Annotated in this window: 23 protein-coding genes; 10 read left to right on the plus strand and 13 right to left on the minus strand. The window is 59.6% G+C overall.

The window, feature by feature from the left end; genetic code table 11:
* The first annotated feature begins 212 nt into the window (after positions 1 to 212).
* A complete protein-coding gene (locus HP15_RS19555; protein WP_014579078.1) occupies positions 213 to 938 on the plus strand; it encodes a response regulator in 726 nt (241 codons plus the stop codon).
* A complete protein-coding gene (locus HP15_RS19560) occupies positions 935 to 2,353 on the plus strand; it encodes a sensor histidine kinase (RefSeq protein ID WP_014579079.1) in 1,419 nt (472 codons plus the stop codon). Before HP15_RS19555 ends, HP15_RS19560 begins: the two co-directional genes overlap by 4 nt.
* Before the next feature lie 6 nt (positions 2,354 to 2,359).
* Here the strand turns inward: HP15_RS19560 and HP15_RS19565 are convergent, their stop codons facing one another.
* The 9 genes from HP15_RS19565 to HP15_RS19605 form a co-directional block, all read right to left on the minus strand.
* On the minus strand, positions 2,360 to 2,590 hold the full coding sequence (locus tag HP15_RS19565) for a hypothetical protein (protein ID WP_014579080.1): 231 nt from the start codon (positions 2,588 to 2,590) through the stop codon (positions 2,360 to 2,362).
* A gap of 33 nt (positions 2,591 to 2,623) precedes the next feature.
* Positions 2,624 to 4,372 carry an ArnT family glycosyltransferase gene (locus HP15_RS19570; protein WP_014579081.1) on the minus strand — a complete coding sequence of 583 codons (1,749 nt, stop codon included), beginning with the start codon at positions 4,370 to 4,372 and terminating at the stop codon, positions 2,624 to 2,626.
* A 9-nt stretch (positions 4,373 to 4,381) separates the two neighbouring features.
* Positions 4,382 to 5,050: a TVP38/TMEM64 family protein gene (locus HP15_RS19575; RefSeq protein WP_014579082.1), complete on the minus strand. Its 669-nt coding sequence runs from the start codon at positions 5,048 to 5,050 to the stop codon at positions 4,382 to 4,384.
* A 1-nt stretch (position 5,051) separates the two neighbouring features.
* On the minus strand, positions 5,052 to 5,819 hold the full coding sequence (locus HP15_RS19580; protein ID WP_014579083.1) for a glycosyltransferase family 2 protein: 768 nt from the start codon (positions 5,817 to 5,819) through the stop codon (positions 5,052 to 5,054).
* A 93-nt stretch (positions 5,820 to 5,912) separates the two neighbouring features.
* Positions 5,913 to 7,325, minus strand: a complete 1,413-nt coding sequence (locus tag HP15_RS19585; RefSeq protein ID WP_014579084.1) for an ATP-binding protein — start codon at positions 7,323 to 7,325, stop codon at positions 5,913 to 5,915.
* Entirely contained in the window at positions 7,322 to 8,005 is a 684-nt protein-coding gene (locus tag HP15_RS19590; protein WP_041645930.1) for a response regulator transcription factor, read from the minus strand. The genes HP15_RS19585 and HP15_RS19590 overlap by 4 nt, the downstream gene beginning before the upstream one ends.
* 22 nt (positions 8,006 to 8,027) lie before the next feature.
* Positions 8,028 to 9,575: an ArnT family glycosyltransferase gene (locus tag HP15_RS19595; protein WP_014579086.1), complete on the minus strand. Its 1,548-nt coding sequence runs from the start codon at positions 9,573 to 9,575 to the stop codon at positions 8,028 to 8,030.
* Entirely contained in the window at positions 9,559 to 10,533 is a 975-nt protein-coding gene (locus HP15_RS19600; RefSeq protein ID WP_014579087.1) for a glycosyltransferase family 2 protein, read from the minus strand. Before HP15_RS19600 ends, HP15_RS19595 begins: the two co-directional genes overlap by 17 nt.
* A gap of 4 nt (positions 10,534 to 10,537) precedes the next feature.
* Positions 10,538 to 10,951 carry a GtrA family protein gene (locus tag HP15_RS19605; RefSeq protein WP_049784505.1) on the minus strand — a complete coding sequence of 138 codons (414 nt, stop codon included), beginning with the start codon at positions 10,949 to 10,951 and terminating at the stop codon, positions 10,538 to 10,540.
* A 218-nt stretch (positions 10,952 to 11,169) separates the two neighbouring features.
* Between HP15_RS19605 and HP15_RS19610 the strand changes: the two genes are divergently transcribed.
* The 8 genes from HP15_RS19610 to HP15_RS19645 all read left to right on the plus strand — a co-directional run bounded on the left by HP15_RS19610 (position 11,170) and on the right by HP15_RS19645 (position 20,476).
* A complete protein-coding gene (locus HP15_RS19610; RefSeq protein ID WP_169702192.1) occupies positions 11,170 to 11,880 on the plus strand; it encodes a thermostable hemolysin in 711 nt (236 codons plus the stop codon).
* Positions 11,864 to 14,050: an AMP-binding protein gene (locus HP15_RS19615; protein ID WP_041645933.1), complete on the plus strand. Its 2,187-nt coding sequence runs from the start codon at positions 11,864 to 11,866 to the stop codon at positions 14,048 to 14,050. The genes HP15_RS19610 and HP15_RS19615 overlap by 17 nt, the downstream gene beginning before the upstream one ends.
* Positions 14,037 to 14,819 (plus strand): SDR family oxidoreductase, encoded by a 783-nt coding sequence (locus tag HP15_RS19620; RefSeq protein ID WP_014579091.1) that lies wholly within the window; start codon positions 14,037 to 14,039, stop codon positions 14,817 to 14,819. Before HP15_RS19615 ends, HP15_RS19620 begins: the two co-directional genes overlap by 14 nt.
* A complete protein-coding gene (locus tag HP15_RS19625; RefSeq protein WP_014579092.1) occupies positions 14,816 to 15,436 on the plus strand; it encodes a tetratricopeptide repeat protein in 621 nt (206 codons plus the stop codon). The genes HP15_RS19620 and HP15_RS19625 overlap by 4 nt, the downstream gene beginning before the upstream one ends.
* 87 nt (positions 15,437 to 15,523) lie before the next feature.
* Complete coding sequence (locus tag HP15_RS19630) at positions 15,524 to 17,044, plus strand: sensor domain-containing diguanylate cyclase (RefSeq protein ID WP_014579093.1); 1,521 nt, start codon at positions 15,524 to 15,526, stop codon at positions 17,042 to 17,044.
* Positions 17,045 to 17,126: 82 nt separating this feature from the next.
* Complete coding sequence (locus tag HP15_RS19635; protein WP_041645935.1) at positions 17,127 to 17,993, plus strand: MBL fold metallo-hydrolase; 867 nt, start codon at positions 17,127 to 17,129, stop codon at positions 17,991 to 17,993.
* An 8-nt stretch (positions 17,994 to 18,001) separates the two neighbouring features.
* Positions 18,002 to 19,735 carry a SulP family inorganic anion transporter gene (locus HP15_RS19640; protein WP_014579095.1) on the plus strand — a complete coding sequence of 578 codons (1,734 nt, stop codon included), beginning with the start codon at positions 18,002 to 18,004 and terminating at the stop codon, positions 19,733 to 19,735.
* An 81-nt stretch (positions 19,736 to 19,816) separates the two neighbouring features.
* Positions 19,817 to 20,476 (plus strand): energy-coupling factor ABC transporter permease, encoded by a 660-nt coding sequence (locus HP15_RS19645; protein ID WP_008177124.1) that lies wholly within the window; start codon positions 19,817 to 19,819, stop codon positions 20,474 to 20,476.
* Between the two features lie 11 nt (positions 20,477 to 20,487).
* Here the strand turns inward: HP15_RS19645 and HP15_RS22785 are convergent, their stop codons facing one another.
* The 4 genes from HP15_RS22785 to HP15_RS19660 all read right to left on the minus strand — a co-directional run bounded on the left by HP15_RS22785 (position 20,488) and on the right by HP15_RS19660 (position 24,586).
* Complete coding sequence (locus tag HP15_RS22785; RefSeq protein WP_227499801.1) at positions 20,488 to 21,249, minus strand: EAL domain-containing protein; 762 nt, start codon at positions 21,247 to 21,249, stop codon at positions 20,488 to 20,490.
* Entirely contained in the window at positions 21,207 to 22,619 is a 1,413-nt protein-coding gene (locus HP15_RS19650) for a diguanylate cyclase domain-containing protein (RefSeq protein WP_227499672.1), read from the minus strand. The genes HP15_RS22785 and HP15_RS19650 overlap by 43 nt, the downstream gene beginning before the upstream one ends.
* A gap of 168 nt (positions 22,620 to 22,787) precedes the next feature.
* Positions 22,788 to 23,318 (minus strand): response regulator transcription factor, encoded by a 531-nt coding sequence (locus tag HP15_RS19655; RefSeq protein WP_014579097.1) that lies wholly within the window; start codon positions 23,316 to 23,318, stop codon positions 22,788 to 22,790.
* The gene (locus tag HP15_RS19660) at positions 23,315 to 24,586 is read right to left on the minus strand and encodes a sensor histidine kinase (protein WP_014579098.1); all 1,272 of its coding nucleotides are present in this window, start codon (positions 24,584 to 24,586) and stop codon (positions 23,315 to 23,317) included. Before HP15_RS19660 ends, HP15_RS19655 begins: the two co-directional genes overlap by 4 nt.
* Positions 24,587 to 24,680 lie beyond the last annotated feature (94 nt).

Below are 24,680 nucleotides of genomic sequence, written 5' to 3' on the forward strand. Positions count from 1 at the left end.
AACTCCTTGGTTGGTTAAACCCATGACGGAATGTCATTGTTGGTCGGGAGTTATTCCATCAAGGAAACGTCGCAGAATTGTCTCGGTGACCCACCGACTTTGTCGCAACTTGTCGCAAGGCAGGGATTTGCGACGGTTTTTGACAAGATCGCGCCCAAGCGGGAAGTCGACTCCCCTATAATCAGGGCAGACGGTAATCAACGGAGTAACGAGTGAGCGACTCTCCCACCATCCTGGTCGTCGATGACCACCGGGACATTCGAGATCTGGTCGGCCGCTATCTTCAGGAGCATGGCCTGCGCGTGCTGCTGGCAGATGGCGGCGATGCCATGAAGCGACAGTTGCGACAGCACTCCGTCGACCTGGTTGTGCTGGACATCATGATGCCCGGGGACGATGGCCTCACGCTCTGCCGTTACCTTCGTGAGCACACCGAGTTGCCTGTTATTCTGCTTACAGCCATGAGCGAGGAAACCGATCGCATTGTCGGCCTCGAAATGGGCGCCGACGATTACCTCACCAAACCCTTTAACCCCCGGGAGTTGTTGGCCCGCATAAAAGCAGTTCTGCGCCGTACCACAGCGCTGCCACCGCAACGCAGCCCCATGGCCGGGCAGTCCCTGACGTTCGAGGGCTGGACGCTGGACGTCGACCGCCATCAACTCATCGATCCGGAAGGTGTCGAGGTGTCGTTGAGTACCGCCGAGTACAAGCTTCTGCTCGCCTTCCTTGAGCACGCCGGCCGCGTGTTGTCCCGTGATCAGCTGATGGACCTGACCCTCGGCAGAGAGGCGGATGCTTTCGATCGCAGCATTGATAATCATGTCAGCCGCCTGCGCCGAAAGATCGACCCGGATGCCCGCAGCCCCAGGCTGATCAAGACAATCTGGGGCGGTGGCTACCAGTGGATTGCTGCGGTCGAAGGGGCTGAACAATGAGACTGTGGCCACGGCGCGCCGGTGGGCAGCTGGCGCTGTTATTGATTCTGGTGCTGCTGGTGGCCCAGGTTATCACCATCGTTATTCTGGCGGGTGAGCGCCAGGGAGCGTTGCGCAGTGCCAGTCTGGAACACGTCCTCCAGCGGGTGGCCGATGGCTATACCCTGGCCGATACTACCGATCCGGAACGGCAGGAGCGCATCCTCCGGGCACTCTCCAGCCCGACCCTGCGGCTTTCCATTGATCCCGCGCCCTATCTGACCGAGGATCAGTCCTCCGACATGAGGCGCAGGCTGGCCGAGGAGCTGGGTCTGCCCATGGCGCAGGTTCGAACGGCCATGGAGGCTGATGGAGACGACTGCCTGCGGGATCGCGATGATCATCGGGACCGTGAACGGCATGACGATGAGGATGATGAACACCACGAGTATGAAGAACACCGTGATGATGACGACCATCACGATGACCGGCACGAATGCCCGCCGGTGCTGGGTGTTTCCCTGGCGCTGTCTTCCGGCCAGTGGTTCAATGCCCGGGCCCGGCCACCGGCGCCCTCCTGGCTGTGGCTAAAGGCGACGCTCACCAGCGTTGGTATTACCGCAGTGCTGCTCACGCTGACCTTATTGCTGGCGGTCCGTCGAATACTGCGGCCAATGAACGAGTTGAGTCAGGCGGCCCACGCGTTCGGGCGGGGGGAGAAAGTCCGGATTCCTGAAAAGGGACCGGAGGATGTTCGTGAGGTTACCCGCGCCTTCAACCAGATGCAGGATCAGGTTGGCCGCGCCCAGGAAGACCGGGCAAGGCTGCTGGCGGCTCTCGCTCACGACCTCAGGACACCCATTACCTCCATGCGGCTCCGAGTGGAAATGCTGCCGGAAGGTGAGGACAGGGACCGTCTTCTCGATTCCCTCAGGGAAATGCAGCATCTTGCCGAAGCCACCCTCGATTTCATCCGGGGCACCACCACCGAACAGCACCGTCGCTATGATCTGGCGACCCTGCTGGACAGCCTGTGTGGTGATCTCCAGGAAATGGGCTTGGCGGTGCACTGCGATGACAGCCCGAGATGTGTACTCCAGGGGCAGCCCGAAGCCGTCAAACGTGCCCTGCGTAATTTGATTGAGAACGCGGTTAATTATGGCGAGCAGGCGGAAGTAACACTGGCAACCACAGACACAGAAGCGGTTGTCACGATTGTTGATCAGGGGCCGGGTATTCTGGAGGCGGACCGGGAACGGGTTTTTGAACCCTTCTATCGGCTGGAACACTCACGCAGCCGCGAAACCGGTGGCGCAGGCCTGGGCCTGGCTATTGCCCGTACCCTGATTCGGGGGATGGGTGGCGATATCCGGCTGGATGCTGGCCCGGGAGGTCAGGGCCTGCAGGTTTCTGTGACTTTGCCCAAAACCAGGTAAGGTCTGTCAGAACAGCACTTCGGCACGGGCAAATCCCAGAGCGTCGAGTGCCTCGACGGTCGCATCCAGGTTTGCGTAGCTGCAAACATGATCGTCGTCGGATATCAGGAAAAAGGTCTTTCCTTCAATATCCTTAAAAAGTATGACCCATTCGTGCGCATTCGAGGGGGATCGTACGATTTTCACGGAATCAACACGGTTTTCTTCCCGACGGGCTTTAATTTCATGCTTTTTCATCGTTTCTTCTTCTTCTCTTAATCCCTCGCCAGCTCAATCCTGCCAACTGCCGGGCTCAGGCGTGGTAAACCGTTTGACCTTGTCTGGTGGTGTGCAGCTGGGGTTCATTTGTTCATCAGTCAATAATAGGTAGCTGTCCCGGTGTGCCGTGCCCACGGGAATGGCACCCTCTTTGGTGAAGCAGGGTAGCTTAATCTGATCGGCGACGAGGAGATAGCTGTCCTCGGTTTCGCTCATCCACAACCAGGCATTGCGATTTTCCTGTTCCCGACCGGTAAAGAAGCTGAAATGGGTAAAGTCGCGTTTGGAAAACAGCAGGAACTGTTCCCGGAAGTCGATCATGCCGAGCTGCCCGCCGGGCGGGATATGCTGTTCTACGGCGGCCAGCACGTTGCGAGGAGTTCGAAGCGGCTCAAGAATTCGATAGCCCCAGGTGCCCAGCAGCAGCCAGGTGATCATCATGGCCAGGAACAGACGCCCCAGCGCACGGGAGCGCCAGAACCCGAACAGCGTGATCAGCCAGGCCAGTCCTATGACGAAGACGAACGTCCCCGCCTCGTGCAGTTTGGCCGGGTCGGTGCTGTAGTCGGCCACTTTTTCAACCAGCCTGGGGTGGTCGTTCCAGGCCAGGACGCCAACCGCCATCAACGCGATACCGAGCAGGAACTGCACACCTGTCAGGAGCGGCGGAAACCACCCCGCCGGTTTCTGGCTGCTGAGCAGCGGGGCGAGAATCAGGGCCAGCATGGGCAATGCTGGCAACAGGTAAACACCGCGCTTGCCGGGGCTGAGGCTGAAAAACACGATGACCAGGGCAATCCAGCCCAGAAGTACAGGAATAATCGGTCGGTAACGGGCGGTTTCAGACAGGGGCCGGATCAAGGCCAGGAGCAACAGCGGAAGAGGAAACCAGAGCGAGGGGATGACGCTGGTGAGGTAATAGTACCAGGGCTGGATATGGCCCCATGAGTCGGCATAGCGCTCGCCGGTCTGCTTGAACAGGATATTGTTCCTATAGGCCAGGGCCTCTTCGGTGCCGAGATTGTTAACGTAAAGCACCATGGGAATCAGCCAGGCGGCAACCACTGCCAGCATGGCCAGCGGGCCCAGTGCGCAGCGCCAGGTGAGCGTGCCACGGAACAATGCGCGATCGCGAAGCTTCATGACCACGATCGGAATGAGCATCAGCGCCGGCAGGAAGCCAACCCCTTTGGTGATGATCCCGAGCCCCATAAACGCCCAGCCGACGAAGTACCAGCCCCAGGCGGGCCCGGTGAAAAAGTGTCGGATCAGGCCGTAGCAGGCAACCGCAATCCAGCAGGCGACCATGGCGTCGATCTGGGCTTTCTGGGCCTGGATCACGAACTGGGGCGCAAGCATCAGCAACATGACCGCGATGGCACCGGTTCGCTGGTTCCACAGGCGGGTGCCCAGATCAAAGACCAGTCCCAGTGTCAGCAGGCTACACAGCGCATTGGGCAGCAGGAATGCAATCTTCAGGTTGCCGGTCAGCCAGTAAAAGAAGGCAATACTCCACATGAACACCGGTGGCTTGTCCGGGTAGAACTCACCACCCCGCATGGGGATCAGCCATTGCCCGGAGGCGACCATTTCGCGGGCCACTTCCGCGAACCTCGGTTCGTCGGCAGGCCAGGGGGAACGTAGTCCGATCCCGGTAAAAATCACGACTGCGGCAAAGGCCAGCAGTAACAGCAGGAGTTGATTGCGGGACAGGTTAAACACGGTGTCCGGCAGGTGGCGGACGAAGGGTGATGCAGGCATGGTTCGGTCTCAGAGAGAGTCGGAAACGGAATCGGCCAGCGTCCTGGCCCTCTGGTTGTGATAGAGAAAAGCACCAATCAGCGAGGCGAGAATGAAAAAGCCGATGCTCACGGCAAGCTGATAGGCATTGGCATTGCCGATACCGGCACCGGCCAGGGCAAACACCAGCATCTGGGGCAGGTAGCCAAGGGTGCTGCCGAACAGGAACGGTGAGAAACGGATCCCGGAGCAGCCTGCGACAAGGTTGGTCACCAGGTTACTGCCCACCGGCAGCAAACGCACCATGAGAACCTTCAACAGCGTCTGCTCCCGGAACAGGCGATCAAACTGCTGCATGCGATGGCTGAACCGCCGGCTCAATGGCGTTCGCAGCAGCCAGCGGGCGGTCAGGAAACAGCCGGTGGCCCCGATGGCGGCGGCCAGGGTCGACAGCAGTGTCCCGTTGAGCCCGCCCAGTGCAAAACCCAGCACGAAGGCGAGCAACTGGCGTGGAGCGCCGAGGCCGGTAAACAATGCGCCGGCGAGGGTAATCACCACCAATCCGCCGACACCATGACTGTGGAGATAGTTCGCCACTTCATTCTGGTCGGCAATGAAGTCGAGCCAGCCGTTGTGGATGGTCAGATAGCCAATCAGCACCAGGGCGGCGAAGACCAGCCAGCGGGAACTGTTGATCATGTCAGGAGCGCTCCGCCACCGATCCCTGTGGATCGGCCTGACCGGCACTGCTGATAACAGGAACCCGGGTGCGGTGCAGCAACCAGAGTACACCGAGCAGATCCAGGATGCCGGCCCAGGTCCGGTTCCAGGCGTTGTATTTGGAAATCCCTGCGGTGCGTGGGCGGTGGTTTACCTCCACGATGGCAATGTCACCGCCGATCCCTCGTACCAGCGCCGGGATGAATCGGTGTCCGTGATCGAACCAGGGGAGTTTGAGGAAGGTTTCCCGGGGAAACAGCTTCAGGCCGCAACCGGTATCGGGCACGCCATCATGAAGCAGTGCATCCCGCACGCGATTGGCCAGGCGTGACTGGAAGCGCTTCCACGCAGTGTCCTTGCGATTCTTGCGATAGCCGGCAATACAGAAGTCCGGGTTCCGCATGGTGTTGGCTTTCTGCAGCATGGCGGGAATGTCGGCCGGATCATTCTGGCCATCGCCATCCATGGTAACAATCAACTTACTCCGGGCCTGTCGGATACCCGATGCCAGGGCACCGCTCTGGCCGATGCTGCGCTCGTGGCGAATGGTCAACAACCGGCCCCCGAGGGCCCGGGCTGTCCGAACGGCTGTGTCCAGCGTGCTGTCGGTGCTGCCATCATCCACCAGCACCACCTCAAAGCCGTGATAGTCACGCATTACCCCATAGGCCTCGGTCAGCAGGGTAGCGATGTTGGCTTCTTCATCCTTGGCCGGTATAACCAGCGAAAGAGTTCTTTCCTGACCCATGTAAAGACATCCTCGAAAACGGAATATCAACAGGGCCGTCTGTCGGCCCTGTTCAATTGGGCCGGAGTATCCTCCTCAAACCTTAAAACAACCTTAAACCTTCTTGAGACGAGAGGTGGCACGGGCCGGGAGCCAGATGCTGACGCACAGGCCCGAGTTGCCATCCGGCCGGTCGCCCAGGGTGAGCTGGCCACCATGAAGTTCAGCGATGCGCCTGGCGATGGCCAGCCCGAGACCCGCGCCACCACCGAGTCGCTGGTCCAGCCGGACAAAACGGCTCAAAGCCCGCTCACGTGCCTCGGCTGGGATGCCGGGGCCCTGGTCGCACACGGTTATATGGTATCCCTCACCGGCAGGCGTGAGGTGTGTTTCGATGCTTGTGTGTTCGGGGCTGTACTGGATGGCGTTCGCCAGCAGGGAGCGCATGAGGGTGTTGATCAAGGCACTGTGGCAGGAGACCAGGGCCTGACCGGCATCGTCCTGCAGCACGGGGTCGATGTCCTTTTTCAGGGCCAGCGGTGCCACATCGGCAATGCTCTGTTCCACGATGGCAGACAGGTTGTGGTATTCCGGGGTGAAATCGGCACCAGAGTCGACGCGGTTGAGCAGCAGCATCTGCTCGACCAGGTGCACCATGCGGTCCACGGACTGGATCAGATCGCCGTATTGCTCCGGGTCGTTCTCGTAGACTTTTTCCAGATTCAGGCGCAGGGCCGTGAGCGGTGTCCTCAGTTCGTGGGCGGCATCGGCAGAAAACCGCCTCTCTCGTTCCAGGGCCTGGTTGAGGCGCCGGAGCAGACCATTCACCGCCTGCACCAGACCGGCGACTTCCTTGGGCGCCTGCCGGTCGTCCAGTGGGTGTATATTTTCCGGGGCCATGTTGCGTACGGGCTTCTCGAGCTTTCTAAGTGGCTGGAAGCCCACCTGGATCGACACCAGCACTGCCAGAGCCAGCACGGGCAGCACGATCAGGAAAGGCAGTACGTTGCCGAGAGCGATTTCCTGGCTGAGTTCATCCCGGACATCTTCACGCTGGGCCGTGCGGATCCAGAAACCGGTCGCCGGATCTTCAAGGGTGAAGGTTCGCCATTGATATCCGGCTACTTCCTGCCATCCGAAACCACGCTCCAGGCCCTGCGAATCGTTGGCGCGCAGGGTGTCCAGAATCGGCTCCCGGTCCGGCGACCAGACCTCAAAGGCCAGCTTCCGTTCGTATTTGTGGCCCGCGCCGCCGGGCAGGATTTCATTCTCCTCCTCGTCGCCCTGGTACACGCCGTCTGGCAGTTGGAGCGTCTTCTCCAGGGTATGACTGATCTGCTCCATCGACTGCGTGGAAGAGAGATGCTCAACCAGGCCCTGGACAATGCGGGTGCTCTGGGCAAGCTCCGCGTCGAAAAGCTCTTCCAGTTGATGGTCGCTGACGTAGAAGCCCCAGCCGGCAGCAATCAGAGTGATGAAGAACACCGTGCTGGTGATCAGAAGGATCAGTTTTCGGGTCAGGCTCATTCGGGAGAAACCTCCGCAGCGGCCTTGCTGTCCAGCATGTAGCCAACGCCACGGACGGTGCGGATGGTCTGTTTGCCAACGCGCCGGCGCAAATGATGGACATGCACCTCAAGGGCATTACTCTCTGCGCCCTGCTCCCAACCATACAGCTGCTCTTCCAGCCGACGGCGGGTTGCCACCTGGTCGGGGTGGCGCATCAGGTAGTGCAGAATCTGGAATTCGCTGCGCGGAAGAGCCGCCGTTTCGGTCCCCAGCTTGAGCTGGCCTGAATCGGGGTCCAGAATCAGCCTGCCCACCTGCAGACCGCCTGTCCGGAAACCGGCTCCGCGCCGCGTAACGGCCCGAATTCGAGCTTTCAGTTCCGCCATGGCGAAGGGCTTCGTCAGGTAGTCGTCAGCGCCCGCATTGAGGCCCTGAAGTTTTTCGTCCAGATCGCCGCGGGCGGTGAGGATGATGACCGGCGTCTCGATACCCTGGCTGCGTACCTTTTTCACTATATCCAGCCCGTCCACGCGGGGCAGCGTCAGATCCAGGATGGCCAGATCGAAGCTATCGTTCAGGAGTGCATTGAGCGCCTGCTGGCCGTCATCCAGCCAGTCAACGGTGTTCTGCTCGTCACGCAACATACCCAGCATGGTGTTGGCCAAAAGATGATCGTCTTCAATCAGCAATATTCGCATACAGCAGGAATCCGGTTGGTTTTCAGCTAAGCGGGTGATCGTTGGATGCATTGTAATCGATACCGCCGGTTTTGCTTTTTTCCTGAAAGCTGGTCGCGGTATTTCCCGAGGATGGCTTCAACAGGAAAAGCCGGTAGCGACGGTTTTCCTCAATCGGTCTGGTGAGGTCTTCAAGGCGCCTGATCATTGCGGTGTTGCCCTTCTCTACAGCCAGAGCCATGGGTTCATGTAGGTTGCCCGATTCAATGCGATCGATAACGTCTTCCTGGGCAATGGCATGAGCATCGCCACGGCTGTAGAAGCGTGCCGAGAACGGGGCCTTGCCCAGGTAAAACAGATTGTCTGCGCTCATGTGGGGGAGTTGTTCGACTTGCGCGACCAGATCCCGCTCGGTTTTCAGTTGCTCCGGGTGCAGGGCAAGCCAGCCTGCGGCGGCGATCCCCATCATGGGGATTGTCAGCACTGCAGCCAGACTGGAGGCCGGCATTCGACCGGAAAGTTCCCTCGGCCAGAGGCTGGATGCCAGCACGGCAAGAAACGGCAAACCGGGAAGCACGTAGGTCCAGAGAATGTTACCGGAGAGGGTGAAAAAGACGGCAGGACTCAGCGCGGATGCCAGAACCAGCCCGCCCACGCCTTTTTCAACGGGCTGCCACTGTTGTGGTGCAGGTTGACGGCGCCAGCGGCTAACGCCAAAAGCAACAATCGCGATCAGACCCCAGGGGAAACTGGCGGCAACCAGGTACAGCCAGATGGTGCCCCGGGTAAACTCGTGTGCGTTGCCATAAAGATCACCCTGCCAGCTACTGACAAGGAATCGCTTGATGTGTTCTCCCACGATGAAGTAATCGAGAAAACCGGGTGTCTTGAGCTCGGCGAGAACGTACCAGGGGGCTGCAATGGCCATCATCAAAAGTGAACCGCGTAGCCAGGGCAGTTGCTGCCACAGGACCAGCCAGCGTCGGGTCGTCGCAACCCAGAGAAAAACCGGCAGCCCGGTCAGAACCAGAATCAGCGGGCCCTTGGCGAGCAGGCCGATGGCAAGACCGATAAAGAAGAGCCAGCCCCACACCATGGGGCCGCCCTGAAGACGAACCACAAGACTGGTCAGTACCAGCGTTGAGCCGAGGGCAAGGAACGAATCGGTCATCACCGTGCCCGCCGTCAGGAAGCCCAGGGCCGTGGTGGCGTAAATCAGGGCGGCCCAGAGGCCGGCCGACGTTGCCGCTTGGCTGTCGCGTTCGGGATGCAGGTGACGACGCAGGGTGAAGACCAGATAGACGATAATGACATTGGCCAGCCAGGATGGCAGCCTGCCCGCGAATTCAGAAACACCCAGCAACTTGAACGACAGTGCCTGCGCCCAGAACGACAGTGGTGGCTTGCCCCAGAACGGCACTCCGTAGTCGAACCATGGGGTTATCCAATCTCCGGTGTGGGCCATTATGCGGGCAATTTCGGCATAGCGCGGTTCGGTGGTGTCCGCCAGCGGCAGTATCGCCGCCAGTCCGAGCCGTGCGGCAAGCACGGCAAACAGGAGCCAGAGCAGGGTGTTAATGTTTCTGGTCATTACCGGCTACTCGCAGTTGGGTGAGAACCGGTTGGGCAATGTCTTCGCTGTCTTCCGCAACAATAAACACCGGGCGCTGTTTGGTCTCCATGTAGATCCGACCGACGTACTCCCCCAACAGGCCAACGCATAGCAGTTGGACCCCTGAAAGGAACGTGATCATGGCAATCATGGAGGCGTAACCCGGTGTGGATATGCCGAAAGCCAGTGCCCGGATAACTTCCCAGGTGCCGAAAAGGCCTCCTGCGCCGGCGGCAAAGAGGCCGAGGATCAGGGCAATCCGCAGTGGGCGCGTGGAGAACGAGGTAATCCCTTCCATCGCCAGATGCATGAGCTTCAGATAGTTCCACTTGGTTTTGCCTGCAAGACGTGGATCGCGGTCAAATTCGAGAGTGACCGTTGGCATGCCAACCCACGCGAACATGCCTTTCAGGTAGCGGTTGCGTTCGGGTAACCGGTTGAGGGCATCTACGGTGCGCCGGCTCATCAGTCGGAAGTCGCCAGTATCCACCGGTATCGATGCGTCACTTATATGGTTGATCAGGCGATAGAAAATGCTCGCAGTGGTGCGTTTCAGCCAGCTTTCACCGGCCCTTGATCGCCGTTTCATCAGAACGACGTCTGCCCCATGCTGCCATGCCTGAACCATTCTCGGGATCAACTCCGGGGGATCCTGGAGATCGGCGTCCATCAGTACCACGGCATCGCCACGGGCACTCTCAAGGCCCGCGGTAACGGCCGCTTCCTTGCCAAAGTTCCGGGAGAGCTGAACGACACGGATTCCGGTGTAACGGTCGCTGGCCCGCAGCAGCTGTGCAACAGAATCGTCCCGGCTGCCATCGTCCACGAACAGCAGCTCAACCTGGCCCGGCAGTTGGCGGCAGACCAGATCCAGCCGTTTCAACAGGGTCGGAATCACATCGGCTTCGTTGTGAACCGGGATAATGATGCTCAGCATCGGGTTACTGAACGTTGATTGTCTGTTCTTCATGGAAAACAAACCTCTGTGCAAAGAGATAGTTGGCAAAGGCAACCAGGCCGGTCGTGATTAGTTGCGAGGGGGCGACGCTGAGACCCGTAACCAGGAGTAGCGAAAAGCCCGCTAAATTGAGGGCCCAGCCCAATGCAGCCCCCGTGAGATATCGCGGGAACGCAATTCTATGAGGCAGGTTGGAACAAAAAGCGTAGCGATGCTGGCCAACATAATTTGCCAGCAATCCAGCCGTGGCACCGGTGGCGGTTGCGAGAACGGCGTTCAGTCCCCAACCGATCAAGACCAGCATGGTCAGCCAATGCAGCAGGGTGGCGGCGCCACCGGCCAGCAGGAAACGTGGCAATCTGCCCCAGCCATTTGACCGCAATAACGGGAATCTCATACAGCCTCACTTAAGAACCCGGGCGTTATCGGAAGAATCCGAATGATGGCCGGCACGTTACCGGGCCATCCTTAAGCAAGCCTTAACCGCGACCTCTGAAAAACCTTAAGCCGGACTTAAGGTTTCTCCCGGCCGTCCTTAAGCCTGGTTTAAGGCTTTGCTCCTAATCTGGTACCCGTGATCAAAGCGCCCACGGGGAGCGAAACTGGAGAGCCCATATGACAGACCCGCTGATGATGTCCACATGTTGTCCCCCGGACTCCGGGGAGGTGGTTCCGGTCATCCGTTGTGCCGGTCGCTGGTTTAACGAGATCCGTCCCGAGACGGCAATGGCCGGGACGGTCGCGGATTTTATCCGTCGGCGCTTCCTGCATGCCTATGGCGCCGAGCCTTCTCTGCGCATACCGGCATTGCTTGCCCTGACAACGGCTCAGGGCAGTCTTCTTGCCGCGGTCGGTGTTCGTAACGCCGCGCTGGAAAAACTGTTCCTGGAAGATTATCTGTCGGTGCCGGTGGAGTCGGTGATGCCGGTTGCGGGCATCGAGCGACATCGGATCGCGGAGATTGCCCATCTGGCGGGCGTTGAAGCCGGCGTCAGCCGTTTTCTGTTTGCCTCGTTGTCGGTGTGGCTGGATGGGGCCGGTTATGACTGGGTGGTGTGCACCGGCACGGATCAGCTACGCAACAGTTTTCATCGCCTGGGCATTGCCACTCAGGTCCTGGCGACTGCCGATCCCGCCATGTTGCCCGATGGCGGTGCCGGCTGGGGGCGTTATTACGACCATCATCCGGTGGTGATGGCCATTCGTGTCGCTGATGGCATGTCGGCACTGCGGACCGCCGGTTTGCTCCGGTTGATTCAGCCGGTTGAGTTCGAAGCCCCCGGGGAAGAAGCGATGGCAGGAGGTTCCTATGGCCACATTGCCTGAACTTCTGCAACGCCAGGCGGCCGTCCAACCCTCACAAACGGCGCTCCAGGGGCCGGAGTCGGCCTTTACTTACGCTCAGATGATGCAGGCGGCCGAGGCTCTCGCCGACCAGTTGACCCGCCTTGGTGTGCGCCGGGCCGGCCTGTGTGGCGACAGCTCCGTGGCGTGGATTCTTGCCGATCTGGCCTGTTTGCTTGCCGGCGTGGTGTGTGTCCCCGTGCCGGTGTTTTTTTCACGGACCCAGACGGAACACCTGACTGAACGAGCTGGCCTTGATTGCCTGTTGTCAGGGGGCGCAAGCAATGGCGGTGAGCACATTGGCCATGGTGTCTGGCTAAGGCATTTGCCGGTAACAGCGGCAGCCGCCTGGATGCCGGAGCAGACCGCGAAGATAACCTTTACGTCTGGCAGTACAGGCAACCCGAAGGGCGTCTGCCTGTCGGTGGCCCAGATGACGGCCACCACGCTGGCCTTGAAGGAGCGTCTTGAGGGCGTCGACCTTGAGCGGCACCTGTGCATCCTGCCACTGGCCACATTGCTGGAGAACATTGCCGGGGTTTATCTGCCATTGCTTATGGGCAGTACGGTAATGGTCGCACCCTTGCAGGATCTGGGCATGACCGGAAGCAGTGGGCTGGACATCGGCCGGCTGGTGCAGGGCATCAACGAACACCAGCCGCAGTCCCTGATTCTGGTGCCGGAACTGGCTATGGCGCTGGTGTCTGCGGCCGAACAGAAACATCTGGACAGTAATTCTTTCCGGTTTCTGGCGGTTGGTGGCGGACGGGTTTCGTCCGACCTGCTTGCCAGGGGCCGCGCGGTCGGCCTGCCGCTTTATGAGGGTTATGGGCTTTCCGAGTGCAGTTCCGTGGTTGCATTGAACGTGCCTGGAACCGAACGCGAAGGTGCGGTGGGTAAACCGCTCTCCCATGTTCGGGTACGGGTGGATGACCGCGGACACATTCTGGTGGCCGGGAACACCCACCTGGGTTACCTGGGGGATGAACCGGCAGGGGGTGAATGGCTGGATACCGGTGACCTGGGTTCCCGGGATGCCGGGGGTTTCCTGTCGGTGAGCGGTCGCGCGAAGAACCTTCTGATTACCAGCTTTGGTCGCAACATCAGCCCGGAATGGCTGGAGAGTGAACTCATCCAGGCGATAGGTGCCCGCCAGGCGGTGGTGTTTGGTGATGGCGATCCCCGCCCTTCCGCCCTCGTTGTGGTGCAGGATGGTCGTTCACCTGAAGCGTTGCGCTCCCAGCTGGACGCTCTGAACAACAATTTGCCGGACTACGCCCGTTTGTCCGGTGTCTATATCCGCCGTCAGCCATTGAGCCAGGCTGAGGGCTACCTGACTGCAAACGGCCGGCCTGTTCGCCAACAGATTCAGGCGGATCTGCCAACGCTGCTGGCCGGCGCATTTCCGATTTTCATGAATCTTTCGATATCCAATTCTGAACTTTCAAACCCGCCAGGAGGATCTTTCATGGCATTTTTCGATCGACTGCAGTCCGAAACTGCACAAGCCCGCGCCCACGTAACCGGTGCGCCTGTTATTGAGGCCATCCGCGAGGGCCGGTTTGACCTGAATGGCTATACCTGGTTTCTCACCCAGGCGTATCACCACGTGAAACACACCGTGCCCCTGATGATGGCCTGCGGTGGCCGCTTACCCGAGCGTCTGGAATTTGTGCGAAAGGCGTTGGTGGAATACATCGAGGAGGAGTATGGCCACCATGAGTGGATCCTCAACGATCTTGCGGCCTGCGGAGAGGACAAGGAAGCCATTCGTCATGGCAGCCCGGATACCTCTATCGAGCTGATGGTCGCCTACCTCTATGACCGCATTAACCGCGGTAACCCGGCCGCCTTTTTCGGCATGGTTCAGGTGCTTGAGGGAACGTCGATCGAGCTGGCGACGCCGCTCGGTGAAGCCATCCAGAAACAGCTTGGCCTGCCCAAGGAAGCGTTCAGCTACCTCTACTCCCATGGTGCTCTGGACCAGGAGCATTTCGAGTTCTTCCGGAACCTGATGAACGAAATCACCGATCCGGATGATCAGCAGGCCATTATCGAGGCGGCCCGTATGGTCTACCGGCTATACGGCGACATGCTGCACAGCATTCCCGTGCCCGAGAATCGCAAGGAGCGGCGCCATGAGGCTGCATGATCGGGTGTTCCTGCTTCTGGGTGGCACCGGCGGTATAGGAAAGGCGCTCGTGGAGCCGTTGGTCAGGGCAGGTGCTCGGGTGATTATCGCTTCCCGGCACCCGGAAAAGCTTGAACATCGGGAAGGTGTCTCGCTCGTACATCTGGATCTTGCGGCGCCGGACCTCGACCAGCAGCTGGTTCGGCTCGGCGATGCCTATCCGGATATTGATGGCGTTATCCACTGTGCCGGCCAGAACTGCTTTGCCAGCCTGGGCAATATGACAGTTAATGAACTGGACGCCCAGATTGCCGTCAATCTCCGGTCAGCGATGATTGTCGCCAGGCATTTTGCACCAAGGTTTGAAAAAGCCGAACAGGGAGCGCTGGTGTTCGTGGGGTCCACCTTTGGCAGCATCGGTTTCCCCGGCTACACCGCATACTGCGCCAGCAAGTTTGGTCTGCGCGGTTTCAGCGAAGCCCTGCGCAGGGAACTGGCCGATACCCCGGTTCAGGTGATCTATGTGGCCCCCCGAGCCACTGCCACGGACATGAACCCGGAGGCCGTGAACGAGCTGAACCGGGCACTTGGCAACACTATGGACGCGCCTGAAGCGGTGGCGGCGCAGATTCTGGCGGCCATGGAAAATGACGATCGCCGGCGTTTCCTGGGCTGGCCCGAGAAGTTGTTCGTGGTCATCAACGGCATCCTGCCCAAAATTGTCGACAAGGCGATGCTGAAGCAACTGCCGGTGATCCGGCGGTTTCTGAATCCGGGAGTGTTGTCATGAAACGTGTTTTATTGATGGTCTTGTGTCTGGCTGCCCAGCCGCTCTGGGCGGCTGCTCTTGAGACCGAGTTGGCCGACATCCAGCATCGCTGGGCCGAGATCCAGTACCAGGTACCGGAGGACGAAAAAGAGAAAGCCTTCGAGGGCCTGGCTGGCGAGGCGGAACAGTTTGTTGCCCATTATCCGGATCGGGCAGAGCCGCTGATCTGGCAGGGTATTGTGCTGAGCACCTACGCCGGTGCCAAAGGTGGTCTGGGTGCCCTGGGCCTGGTCAAGGACGCCCGGAAATCCCTGGAAGCGGCCCTGGCTATCGATCCTGATGCGCTGGATGGCTCGGCTTACACATCCCTTGGCAGCCTTTATTACCAGGTTCCTGGCTGGCCACTGGGCTTCGGTGATGACGACAAGGCCCGTCAGTATTTGCAGAAAGCATTGGCGATCAATCCTGATGGTATGGATGCCAATTTCTTCTTTGGCGATTTTCTGCTGGACCAGGGCGAGCCTGAAAGAGCCCGGAGCTATCTGCAGAAAGTCCTCGAAGCACCCGACAGGGCGGGCCGCGACGTCGCTGATGCCGGTCGGCGGGAAGAAGCCAGGAACCGTCTGGACTCGCTCTGATTCGTCGTCTCCGGAATCGGTTTGCTTCCTGTCAGCGTGGGCTACACTCTTTTATGAGCAGGGTGATTCGTCCGTTGGGAGGACAGGGTGTCCAAGGCGTCAAGGTCCGGCAACGGGCAGCAAACCGGTTTGTCTGCCCGTTTTTTCCAGAAACTGGCCTCAGGGGTGCCTGGCGTCCTTTTCATCTATTGGCTGGGTGCAGATCGGGAGTCCCATCGATGCCCCTTCATCAGTGAACGTGTTCAGGCACTTTTTGGCATAGCCCCGTCGGATCTGAATGACAACGCGGATCCGATTTTTGCGATGATCCACCCCGACGACGTTGAGTCCGTCATGGAGAGTATTCGTTTCTCTGCGGATACCCTGAAAACCTGGTCGTATCGCGCGCGGCTCAGACTGCAGAATGGCGACTACGAGTGGTTCGAGGTGAGCTCCGAGCCGGAGCGGCAACCCGATGGCAGTACCCTCTGGTACGGTCAGTTCCATAACATCCAGCATTACAAAAACCTGGAGCAGAGCCTCCGAGAGAGCGAGGCGGAGTTTTCCTTCCAGGCTGGTTTCCAGAGGCTCATTGCCCGCCTTTCCACCGAATTCATCAATCTGGGCTTTGGCACCATTGATCAGTGCATTGATGAGCTCCTGCGATCCATCGGCCTGTTTTTCAAGGTAGACCGGGCCTACCTGTACTGCTTTACCGACGATTACGCCGTAATGACCAATACCCATGAATGGTGCAGGGACGGTGTCCCTGCCCTGATTGAGACCCAGCAGGAGGTATCGATCGAGGATTTTCACTGGTGGCAGGAACAGATCGAGGGCATGGTCAGTGGCAGCCGCGTGGTGTTCATCGAAGATGTCGATCGACTGCCGCGGGAGGCCGCACCCGAGCGGGATCTGCTTCAGGAGCAGGGCGTATCTTCCATGTTCTGTGTGCCCATCCGGGTGCGTGGACGGGTCACCGGGTTTTTCGGCGTTGACTCCCTGCGTCGACGAAGCTGGCGTCTGGATCAGGCCGATCTGTTGATCATCGTCTCCGGCCTGTTGTCGGGTGCTCTTGAGCGCAATCGCCTGGAAGAAGAGCTGCTGAACCAGTCCATTCGTGATCCGCTGACCGGTCTGCACAATCGTCGCTACTTGATGCCAAGGCTGGATGAAATGCTGGGCCGGAGTAACCGTCGGGGAGAACGTTTTGCCCTGGCGATCTTCGACATCGATCACTTCAAGACGATCAACGACTCCATCGGACACCTCGGGGGCGATTATATCCTCCAGCGCTTTGCTGACATCCTGGTGAGCCAGACCCGCTCCATGGATGTGGTTGCCCGTTTCGGTGGCGAGGAGTTCATTGTTGTTTTCAACGCCGTGGAACACGGGGACGTGAGGCAGTTTGTGCAGCGAATTCTCGAAGCTGTGCATGAGGAAAGGTTTGTGTTCAATGACAAGGACATTCCGGTGACCGTCAGTGCGGGTGTGGCGGGGATCGAAGAGTTCGTTGACCAGCCAGCCACTCCCGATGCCCTGATTGCCGGGGCAGATGACCGGCTTTATCTGGCCAAGCAGGCAGGGCGGGACTGCCTTGTTGATGCATCAGGAACATTGCGCATATAAAAAAAGATCATTTCACCTCATATTACGAAATAGTATATGCTTAGATTAAAATTGATATTCGGATACTCCAGAGGTGACTGCCATGAGCAACCCGATCGTTCAGCATTTTTTTGATGAACCCACCAATACCTTCAGTTATGTGGTGCGCGACCCGGACAGCCAGGCCTGTGCCATTCTCGATTCGGTCCTGGATTTTGATTACGCCGCTGGCACCACCGACGTGCGTTCTGCAGACGAGATTATCGAGTACATCCGCAGCAACGATCTGAAGGTCGAGTGGATTCTGGAGACCCACGTACACGCAGATCACTTGTCGGCCGCGCCTTACCTGCATGAGAAGTTGGGCGGCAAGACCGGCATTGGTGCGCACATCCGAGACGTACAGGAAATATTTGGCAAGGCGTTTAACGCCGGCACCGAATTCCAGCGCGACGGAAGCCAGTTCGATCAGCTGTTCAGAGAGGGCGACACATTCGCCATCGGTGGTCTTGAGGGGCGCGTATTGCATACCCCGGGGCACACCCCTGCCTGCCTGACCTATGTGGTTGGCGATGCCGCCTTCGTGGGTGACACCCTGTTTATGCCGGATTTCGGCACCGCCCGTTGTGATTTCCCGGGTGGCGATGCCCGCGCCCTGTACCAGTCTATCCAGAAGGTACTGTCTCTGCCGGCAGAAACCCGTATCTTCCTGTGTCACGACTACAAGGCGCCCGGCCGTGACGAGTATCAGCATATGACCACGGTGGCCGAGCAGCGGGAAGCGAACATCCATGTCCACGAAGGTGTTTCCGAGGAAGAGTTCGTGAAGATGCGGACCGAACGGGACGCGACTCTGGATATGCCGCGGCTGATTCTGCCTTCGGTCCAGGTCAACATGCGGGCAGGCCATATGCCTCCGGCTGAAGACAATGGTCAGGTTTACCTGAAAGTACCGGTTAACCTGTTCTGAGATTCCCGATGAATCTTAAACGCTATCTGCCCATTCTGGATTGGGCCCCAAAATATGGCCGGGAACAGGCCACCAGTGATCTGGTGGCCGCGATCATCGTTACCGTCATGCTCATCCCCCAGTCGCTGGCCTACGCCTTGTTGGCCGGGTTGCCTGCCCAGGTGGGTCTGTACGCCAGTATCCTGCCCCTGGTTATTTACGCTGTCTTCGGCACCAGCCGAACACTCTCGGTGGGGCCGGTTGCTGTGGCTTCCCTGATGACCGCAGCGGCCCTGGCACCCCTTGCGGAGTCCGGTACACCGGAATATGTGGCGGGTGCCGTTTTGCTGGCGGTCATGTCTGGGTTGATGCTGACCCTGATGGGTGTCCTCAGGCTGGGTTTCCTGGCCAATTTTCTCAGCCATCCGGTGATTTCCGGCTTTATCACGGCCTCCGGCATTGTGATTGCTGCCAGTCAGCTGAAGCATATCTTCGGAATCCAGGCCTCGGGTCACAACCTTCTGGAGATTGCTCACTCGCTGTTGGGATCCATCGGTGACACCAACCTGGCAACGTTGGGGGTCGGTGCCGGAGCGCTGATTTTCCTGATGCTTGCCCGCAAACGCCTGAAGCCGCTTCTGATGGCAATGGGGTTGGCCCCGAGAATGGCGGATATTCTTACCAAAACCGCGCCGATTCTGGCGGTTCTGGTCACCACCCTGGTGGCCTGGCAGTTCCAGCTTGATGGCCAGGGTGTGCGTCTGGTCGGGGATGTGCCCCGTGGACTGCCCGATTTCACCATGCCGAGCCTGGACATGGGCTTGTGGCAGCAGCTGGCGGTCAGCGCGTTGCTGATCAGTGTTGTGGGTTTCGTGGAGTCGGTGTCTGTTGGCCAGACCCTGGCCGCGAAACGTCGCCAGCGTATTGATCCGGACCAGGAGCTGATTGGCCTGGGTACTGCCAACCTGGGCGCCGGTTTTTCCGGCGGCATGCCGGTCACCGGTGGCTTCTCCCGTTCCGTGGTCAACTTTGACGCTGGGGCCGAGACTCCCGCCGCCGGCGCCTATGCGGCTGTGGGTATCGCCATGGCAACGTTATTCCTGACGCCAGCCATTGCCTATCTGCCCCAGGCGACCCTGGCGGCGACCATCATCGTCGCCGTGGCCACGCTGATCGACCTTCCGGCCCTGGGTCGCACCTGGCGCTACTCCCGCACGGACTTTGGCGCCATGCTCGCCACCATCGTGCTGACTCTGGTGCACAGTGTCGAGGCCGGCATTATCGCCGGGGTGGCGCTTTCGATAGGCCTGTTTCTGTATCGAACCAGCCGCCCCCACAGCGCGGTGGTTGGTCGGGTACCGGGAACCGAGCACTTCCGTAACGTGCTTCGCCACGACGTGGAGCTGTGCCCGAAGGTGACCTTCCTGCGGGTGGACGAGAGCCTGTACTTCGCCAACGCACGCTTCCTTGAGGAAACGGTTATGGACCTGATGATACGGGAGCCGGAGCTTAAGGACCTGGTGCTGATGTGTCCGGCCGTGAATCTGGTGGACGCCTCGGCCCTCGAAAGTCTGGAGGCGATTAACGAGCGTATGAAGGATGCAGGAGTGAGGTTGCATCTGGCGGAAGTGAAAGGCCCCGTCATGGACAAACTGAAAGGCACGGAACTGCTTTCCCACCTGGGTGGCGAGGTTTTCCTCAGCACCTTTGAAGCCTGGCAGCGCCTCACCGACCTTGGCAAGCAAGAGAGACAGGTCGCCTGATCTATCTGGGCTCGCTTGCACCGGGGGTGGGGCGAGCCGCTAAGATGTCATACCCGACCCCGTTACTGCGGTACGTTCACTATGGGCATGACTGAAAATCTGCTATCCACCAGCCAGTGGATCATCACGCTGCTGCTTTTTCTGGTAATTCTTGTCCGGGCGGTGCGCTCCATTGACTGGCCAGCCTTACGCAAGGACAACGCGCTCCAGCATTCGTTCTTCGGCGCGGCCGTGGTGCTCGGATTCGTCTGGCAGTTGAGGGCAGGCATTTCTCCCGGCCTGGCCATCCACATTTTCGGGATCACGGTGATAACGCTGATGCTGGGGTGGGCGCTTGCGGTGCTGGCGGGATTGCTGGCGCTGGTGATCACGGTAATTACCGGACGAGAACCCCTGATCATGTTTGCGGCCAACGGGCTGATTACCGTGATGGTGCCTGCCATTGTCAGCCACGGAATCATGCTCTGGGAACGCCGGCGGGATTTCCGGAATTTCTTCGCCTATATCTTCTTCTGCGGGTTCTTCGGGGCCGGCATTTCCGTGGCAGCCGCTGGTGGTGTCATGTGCCTCATGCTATGGAGCAGTGGCGTCTACACGTTTGACCAACTGGTGCATGAGTACATCCGTTACCTGCCGTTGTTCATGATTCCCGAAGGGTTCGTGAACGGCACTTTTGTGACCGGCCTCATGGTCTTCCATCCGGACCGGTTGACCACGCTGGACCAGAGACGCTACCGGTAGAGCTTTCCGGCTCAGAGGCCCTTGCCACTGGCGACGGCGGTGCTGAGCAGGTCGCCGGCCTTGCCGGAACGGGCCCTATGCTGCCATTTCCTTGCCCAGCCCAGCACCTCGGCTGCCGGCATGGGGCGGGCGATCCCGTAGCCCTGCACGAAATTGCATCCCATCTGCCTGAGTGTCCGGGCGTGTTCCATGGTTTCAACGCCTTCGGCCAGAACCGGGTGGGCGAACCGCTGGGCCAGGAAGATCACGCTCTCAACGATGGCGCGGTCGCCGGCATCCTCAAGCATGTTGCGAACAAAACTCTGGTCGATCTTGATGATGTCCACCGGAAGCGTGCGCAGGTAGGTCAGGGATGAGAAACCGGTGCCAAAATCGTCCAGCGCCACCTGAAGACCGAGACTCTGGCAGCGCGCCAGAACGTTGCTGGCCCGCTGGGTGTCCTCCAGTGCAGTCGATTCGAGAACCTCCAGCGTGATCTGGCCGGGTGCCACCTCCGGGTGGCTGTGCAGGTAACTCTCCAGGTAGTCGGCAAATGAGCGGTCCATCAGGTGCGGAGCGCTGATGTTAATGCTGATCGCCAGATTCTCTCCCGCTTCCTTCCAGGCGTTCATCTGGTGAATGGCTTCTTTCAATACCCACTGTCCCAGTGGTACTTCAAGGTGACTGTTCTCGACAATCGGCAGAAATTCGCCCGGTGAAACCAGCCCTTTCTGGGGGTGGTTCCAGCGGATCAGCGCCTCAAAACCGAAAAGTTCGCAATCCGTGACACGGATCTGGGGCTGGAAAACAGCTCGAACTCCTCGTTTTCCAGGGCCCTGGAGATTTCCATCAACTGATTGCGCCGGTTCCGGCGATGCTCGTCCAGGCCGGGATCGAACAAGTGATACTGATTGCGGCCTTTTTCCTTGGCGGAGTACATGGCCTGATCGGCATGCCGAATCAGACCTTCGGCGTCTGATCCATCTTCCGGGTAGCGGGTAATGCCGAGGCTGGCCGTGAGTGAAACATTCTGATCGCCCACCGTTACCGGATCGCCGACGGTGGCCAGAATGCGCTGATAAACCGCTTCGTGGTTGTCATCGCCCTGCAGCAGGAGGACAAATTCGTCGCCACCGATCCGGGCAACGGTGTCGCCGCTGCGCAGCGCACGGGTCAGTCGCTCGGCCAGGGTGCGCAGGGTCTGGTCACCGGCCGACTGCCCCCATTTGTCATTGATACCCTTGAAGCCGTCGAGGTCCAGATAGCACACCGACACGCTGCGATGTTGCCGGTCGGCGTGGCTGCGGGCTGTGCGCAGTCGCTCTTCCAGCAACTGGCGGTTGGGCAGGCCGGTCAGATCGTCGTAGTTGGCCGCCCGGTCGAGTTCGCGCGCATGGTTCTTGAGTGCGGTGATGTCCGAGAAGGCCGCCACATGGTAATACTGCCCGGGTTCTTCCAGATGCACGCGGCTGATGGATAGCAGCTCCACAAACTCTTCACCGTTTTTTCGGCGGTTCCAGATTTCGCCCCGCCAGTGGTCGGTTTTCTCGATGGTGCGCCACATGGACCGGTAGTATGCCCCGGAATGTCGGCCGGAGCTGAGAATCGCCGGGTTGAGGCCCAGAACCTCCTGCCGGCTATAGCCGGTAATCCGCGAAAACGCGGGATTCACATCCAGGATCCGGTTCGACTGGTCGGTGATCAGGATGGCTTCGTGGCTGCGGTCGAACACGCTGGCCGCGATCCGCAGGCCCCGCTCGCTGTTCTTCCTGTCGGAGATGTTGTTCTGAATGGCGATATAACCGGGGGCAACGCCCTGCTCTGTACCTATCGGAACGCAATAGGTATGCACCCAGTAGGGCTGTCCGGCTTTGGTGTAGTGAAGAATGTCTTCTTCAATGATTTCGGCCCGATGCAGCTTCTGGTTAATGCGCTTGATGGTTTCGGGGTCGGTGTCCGGCCCGTAAAGCACTTCCTTTGGGAGGCATCCGCGCACCTCCTCAAGCTGATACCCCGTGTGTTCCTCAAAGCTGGGGTTAACCCATTCAATGCGGCCGGCATCATCCAGCATCACCAGAAAATTGGGCGTAGCCGCCGCAACCATGGCCAGGCGCTTGGGGTCGATGTCTGAGGGTGGTGTAATCGTCGTGGGGGATCTGGGCATGAGAGTCAGTAATTTGAGTTTCCGGTCTTTAAATTAATGAACTCTCCTCCCTGTGAGACCTGTTCGAGCGGCCGCATATGCTACCGCAATACCCCTGAAAAACCATGGGTAAATGGTCTAGGTGAATTGATAAATGTCAGTTTTGCGCCAAATACCTATGGGTACCGGTCAACGCCAGCGCGAGTGCTTCTGGAGCTTTCGTTGCAGGGTACGTCGATGCATGTTCAGGGCGCGGGCGGTGGCAGAGACGTTGCCCTCGTTTTCGTTGAGAACCCGCTGGATGTGCTCCCACTCCATTTCCTCGACCGAGGGCGGCTCCGCCCGGAGATCCGGCGGTGCATCAATCGGCTCGAATCCGGCCAGCAGCTGGTTGACCGTTACCGGTTTGCACAGATAGTTCACCGCGCCGCGGCGCATGGCTTCGACCGCCGTGGCGATACTGCCGTAACCGGTCAGCACCAGGATTTCCAGATCCGGATGCATGTCCAGAATCTCTGGCAGAAGCTGCAGGCCGCTTTCGCCTGCCAGGTTCAGATCCAGTACGCACCGGTGAAAGGTTCCCTCCAGCAGGGCGGTTTTTGCTTCCTGATGCCCGTGGGCAAGCTTCGCTTCGATGCCCTGGCGTCCGAGTGAGCGCTGAAGCACCTGCAGAAAGGCGTCATCGTCATCAATAAGCAGCCACGCCTGTTGTTTGCTCACGCCTGTTCTCCCGCTAGGCCGTTGGTCGCTGTCGTTATCGGCAGCTCTATGATGATGGTGGTACCGTCCGCACTACCCCGGGCTTTCAGTGTGCCTCCAAGACGCTGGATGGTGGCGTTGGAAAGGAAAAGGCCAACTCCGAGCCCATTCTCCGAACTGACCACCTTGTCCCCGAGCGTACCTTCCGGGGTGGATTCCAGGCCATCGCCATGGTCCTCGACAACCAGTTCCAGCCGGCCATCGGCACCCTCACTGGCTGCAACGGCGACCCAGGACGGGCTGGCTGTTACTGCGTTGGCCAACACATTCAGAACGGCCTGATCAAGGGTGGCGTCCACGGCAACCGGGCAGTCCGGCACAGGCTGACGCCATTCAATGGCGGCACCCGGCCAAAGCAGGGTAGCGGATTCCCGAAGACGTGCCACCCAGTCCCGGGCTGGCAGGGTTTCCAGTTGCGCGGTCTTGGCCTGCACGGCCGCCGAAGACAGCTGTTGCAGGTGGGTCGTGCACAGGCCCAGTTGACTTTCCATCAGTGTGAGGTCGTCGGCGATGGGGTCGCCGACCGGGGCAGCGGATTTCATTTCCTCCACCAGCAGCGTCATGGTGTTCAGCGGCGTCCCCAGGCGATGTGCCACTGCAGCAGCCGACAGTCCGAGGGCGATGATCTGCTCATCTCGCAGCCGGGTTTCCCGTATCTGTGCGAGCTGGGCCTGTTGCTGGCGCAGGCGACGTGCCAGGGCACCGACAACCAGCAGCAGGATGGCAGCGGTTGTGGCGAAGGTCACCCACATGCCGACCAGGTGTAACTGGGCCAGGTTGGCGTTGTGATGTCCATGGGTGACCGGCGTATGCCAGATCACCAGGGAGGTATAAACCGCAACGCCGGCGACGGTAACGGCAATGCTCTGGCCCAGTGGCACCAGCACAATGGCAACGGCGATAGGCAGCAGCAACAGGGAAACCAGGGGGTTGGTATAGCCGCCCGTCAGGTAAAGCCAGACTCCGATCAAAAGCAAATCGACAATCAGCACCAGGCTGACGGCCTGTGTCGAGCGCGGTGGGCGACGGGTAAACCAGAGCCAGGCCAGGGTTGCCATAACCCCATAGGCGAGGGGCAGGATAACCGCTTCAGCCCGATGGGCCAGGGTTACCATGGTTTCCGCCACGGCGATCGAAATAAGCTGCAGCGCAACAATAGCCAGACGCATGCCCAGCAGATAGCGGGCAGTCTGTTGAAATCCGGTCTGTGAGTGGGTCAGCCATTCCATAGCGGGCATTCTAGCGTTTTTTCCATCGGGATACGCGGTAATACCTCCGAGGGGATGCGGCATTTGGTCTCAGGCGCCGGCGCCGGCTGATGTT

Source organism: Marinobacter adhaerens HP15 (assembly GCF_000166295.1).
In the GTDB taxonomy this organism is placed as follows: domain Bacteria; phylum Pseudomonadota; class Gammaproteobacteria; order Pseudomonadales; family Oleiphilaceae; genus Marinobacter; species Marinobacter adhaerens.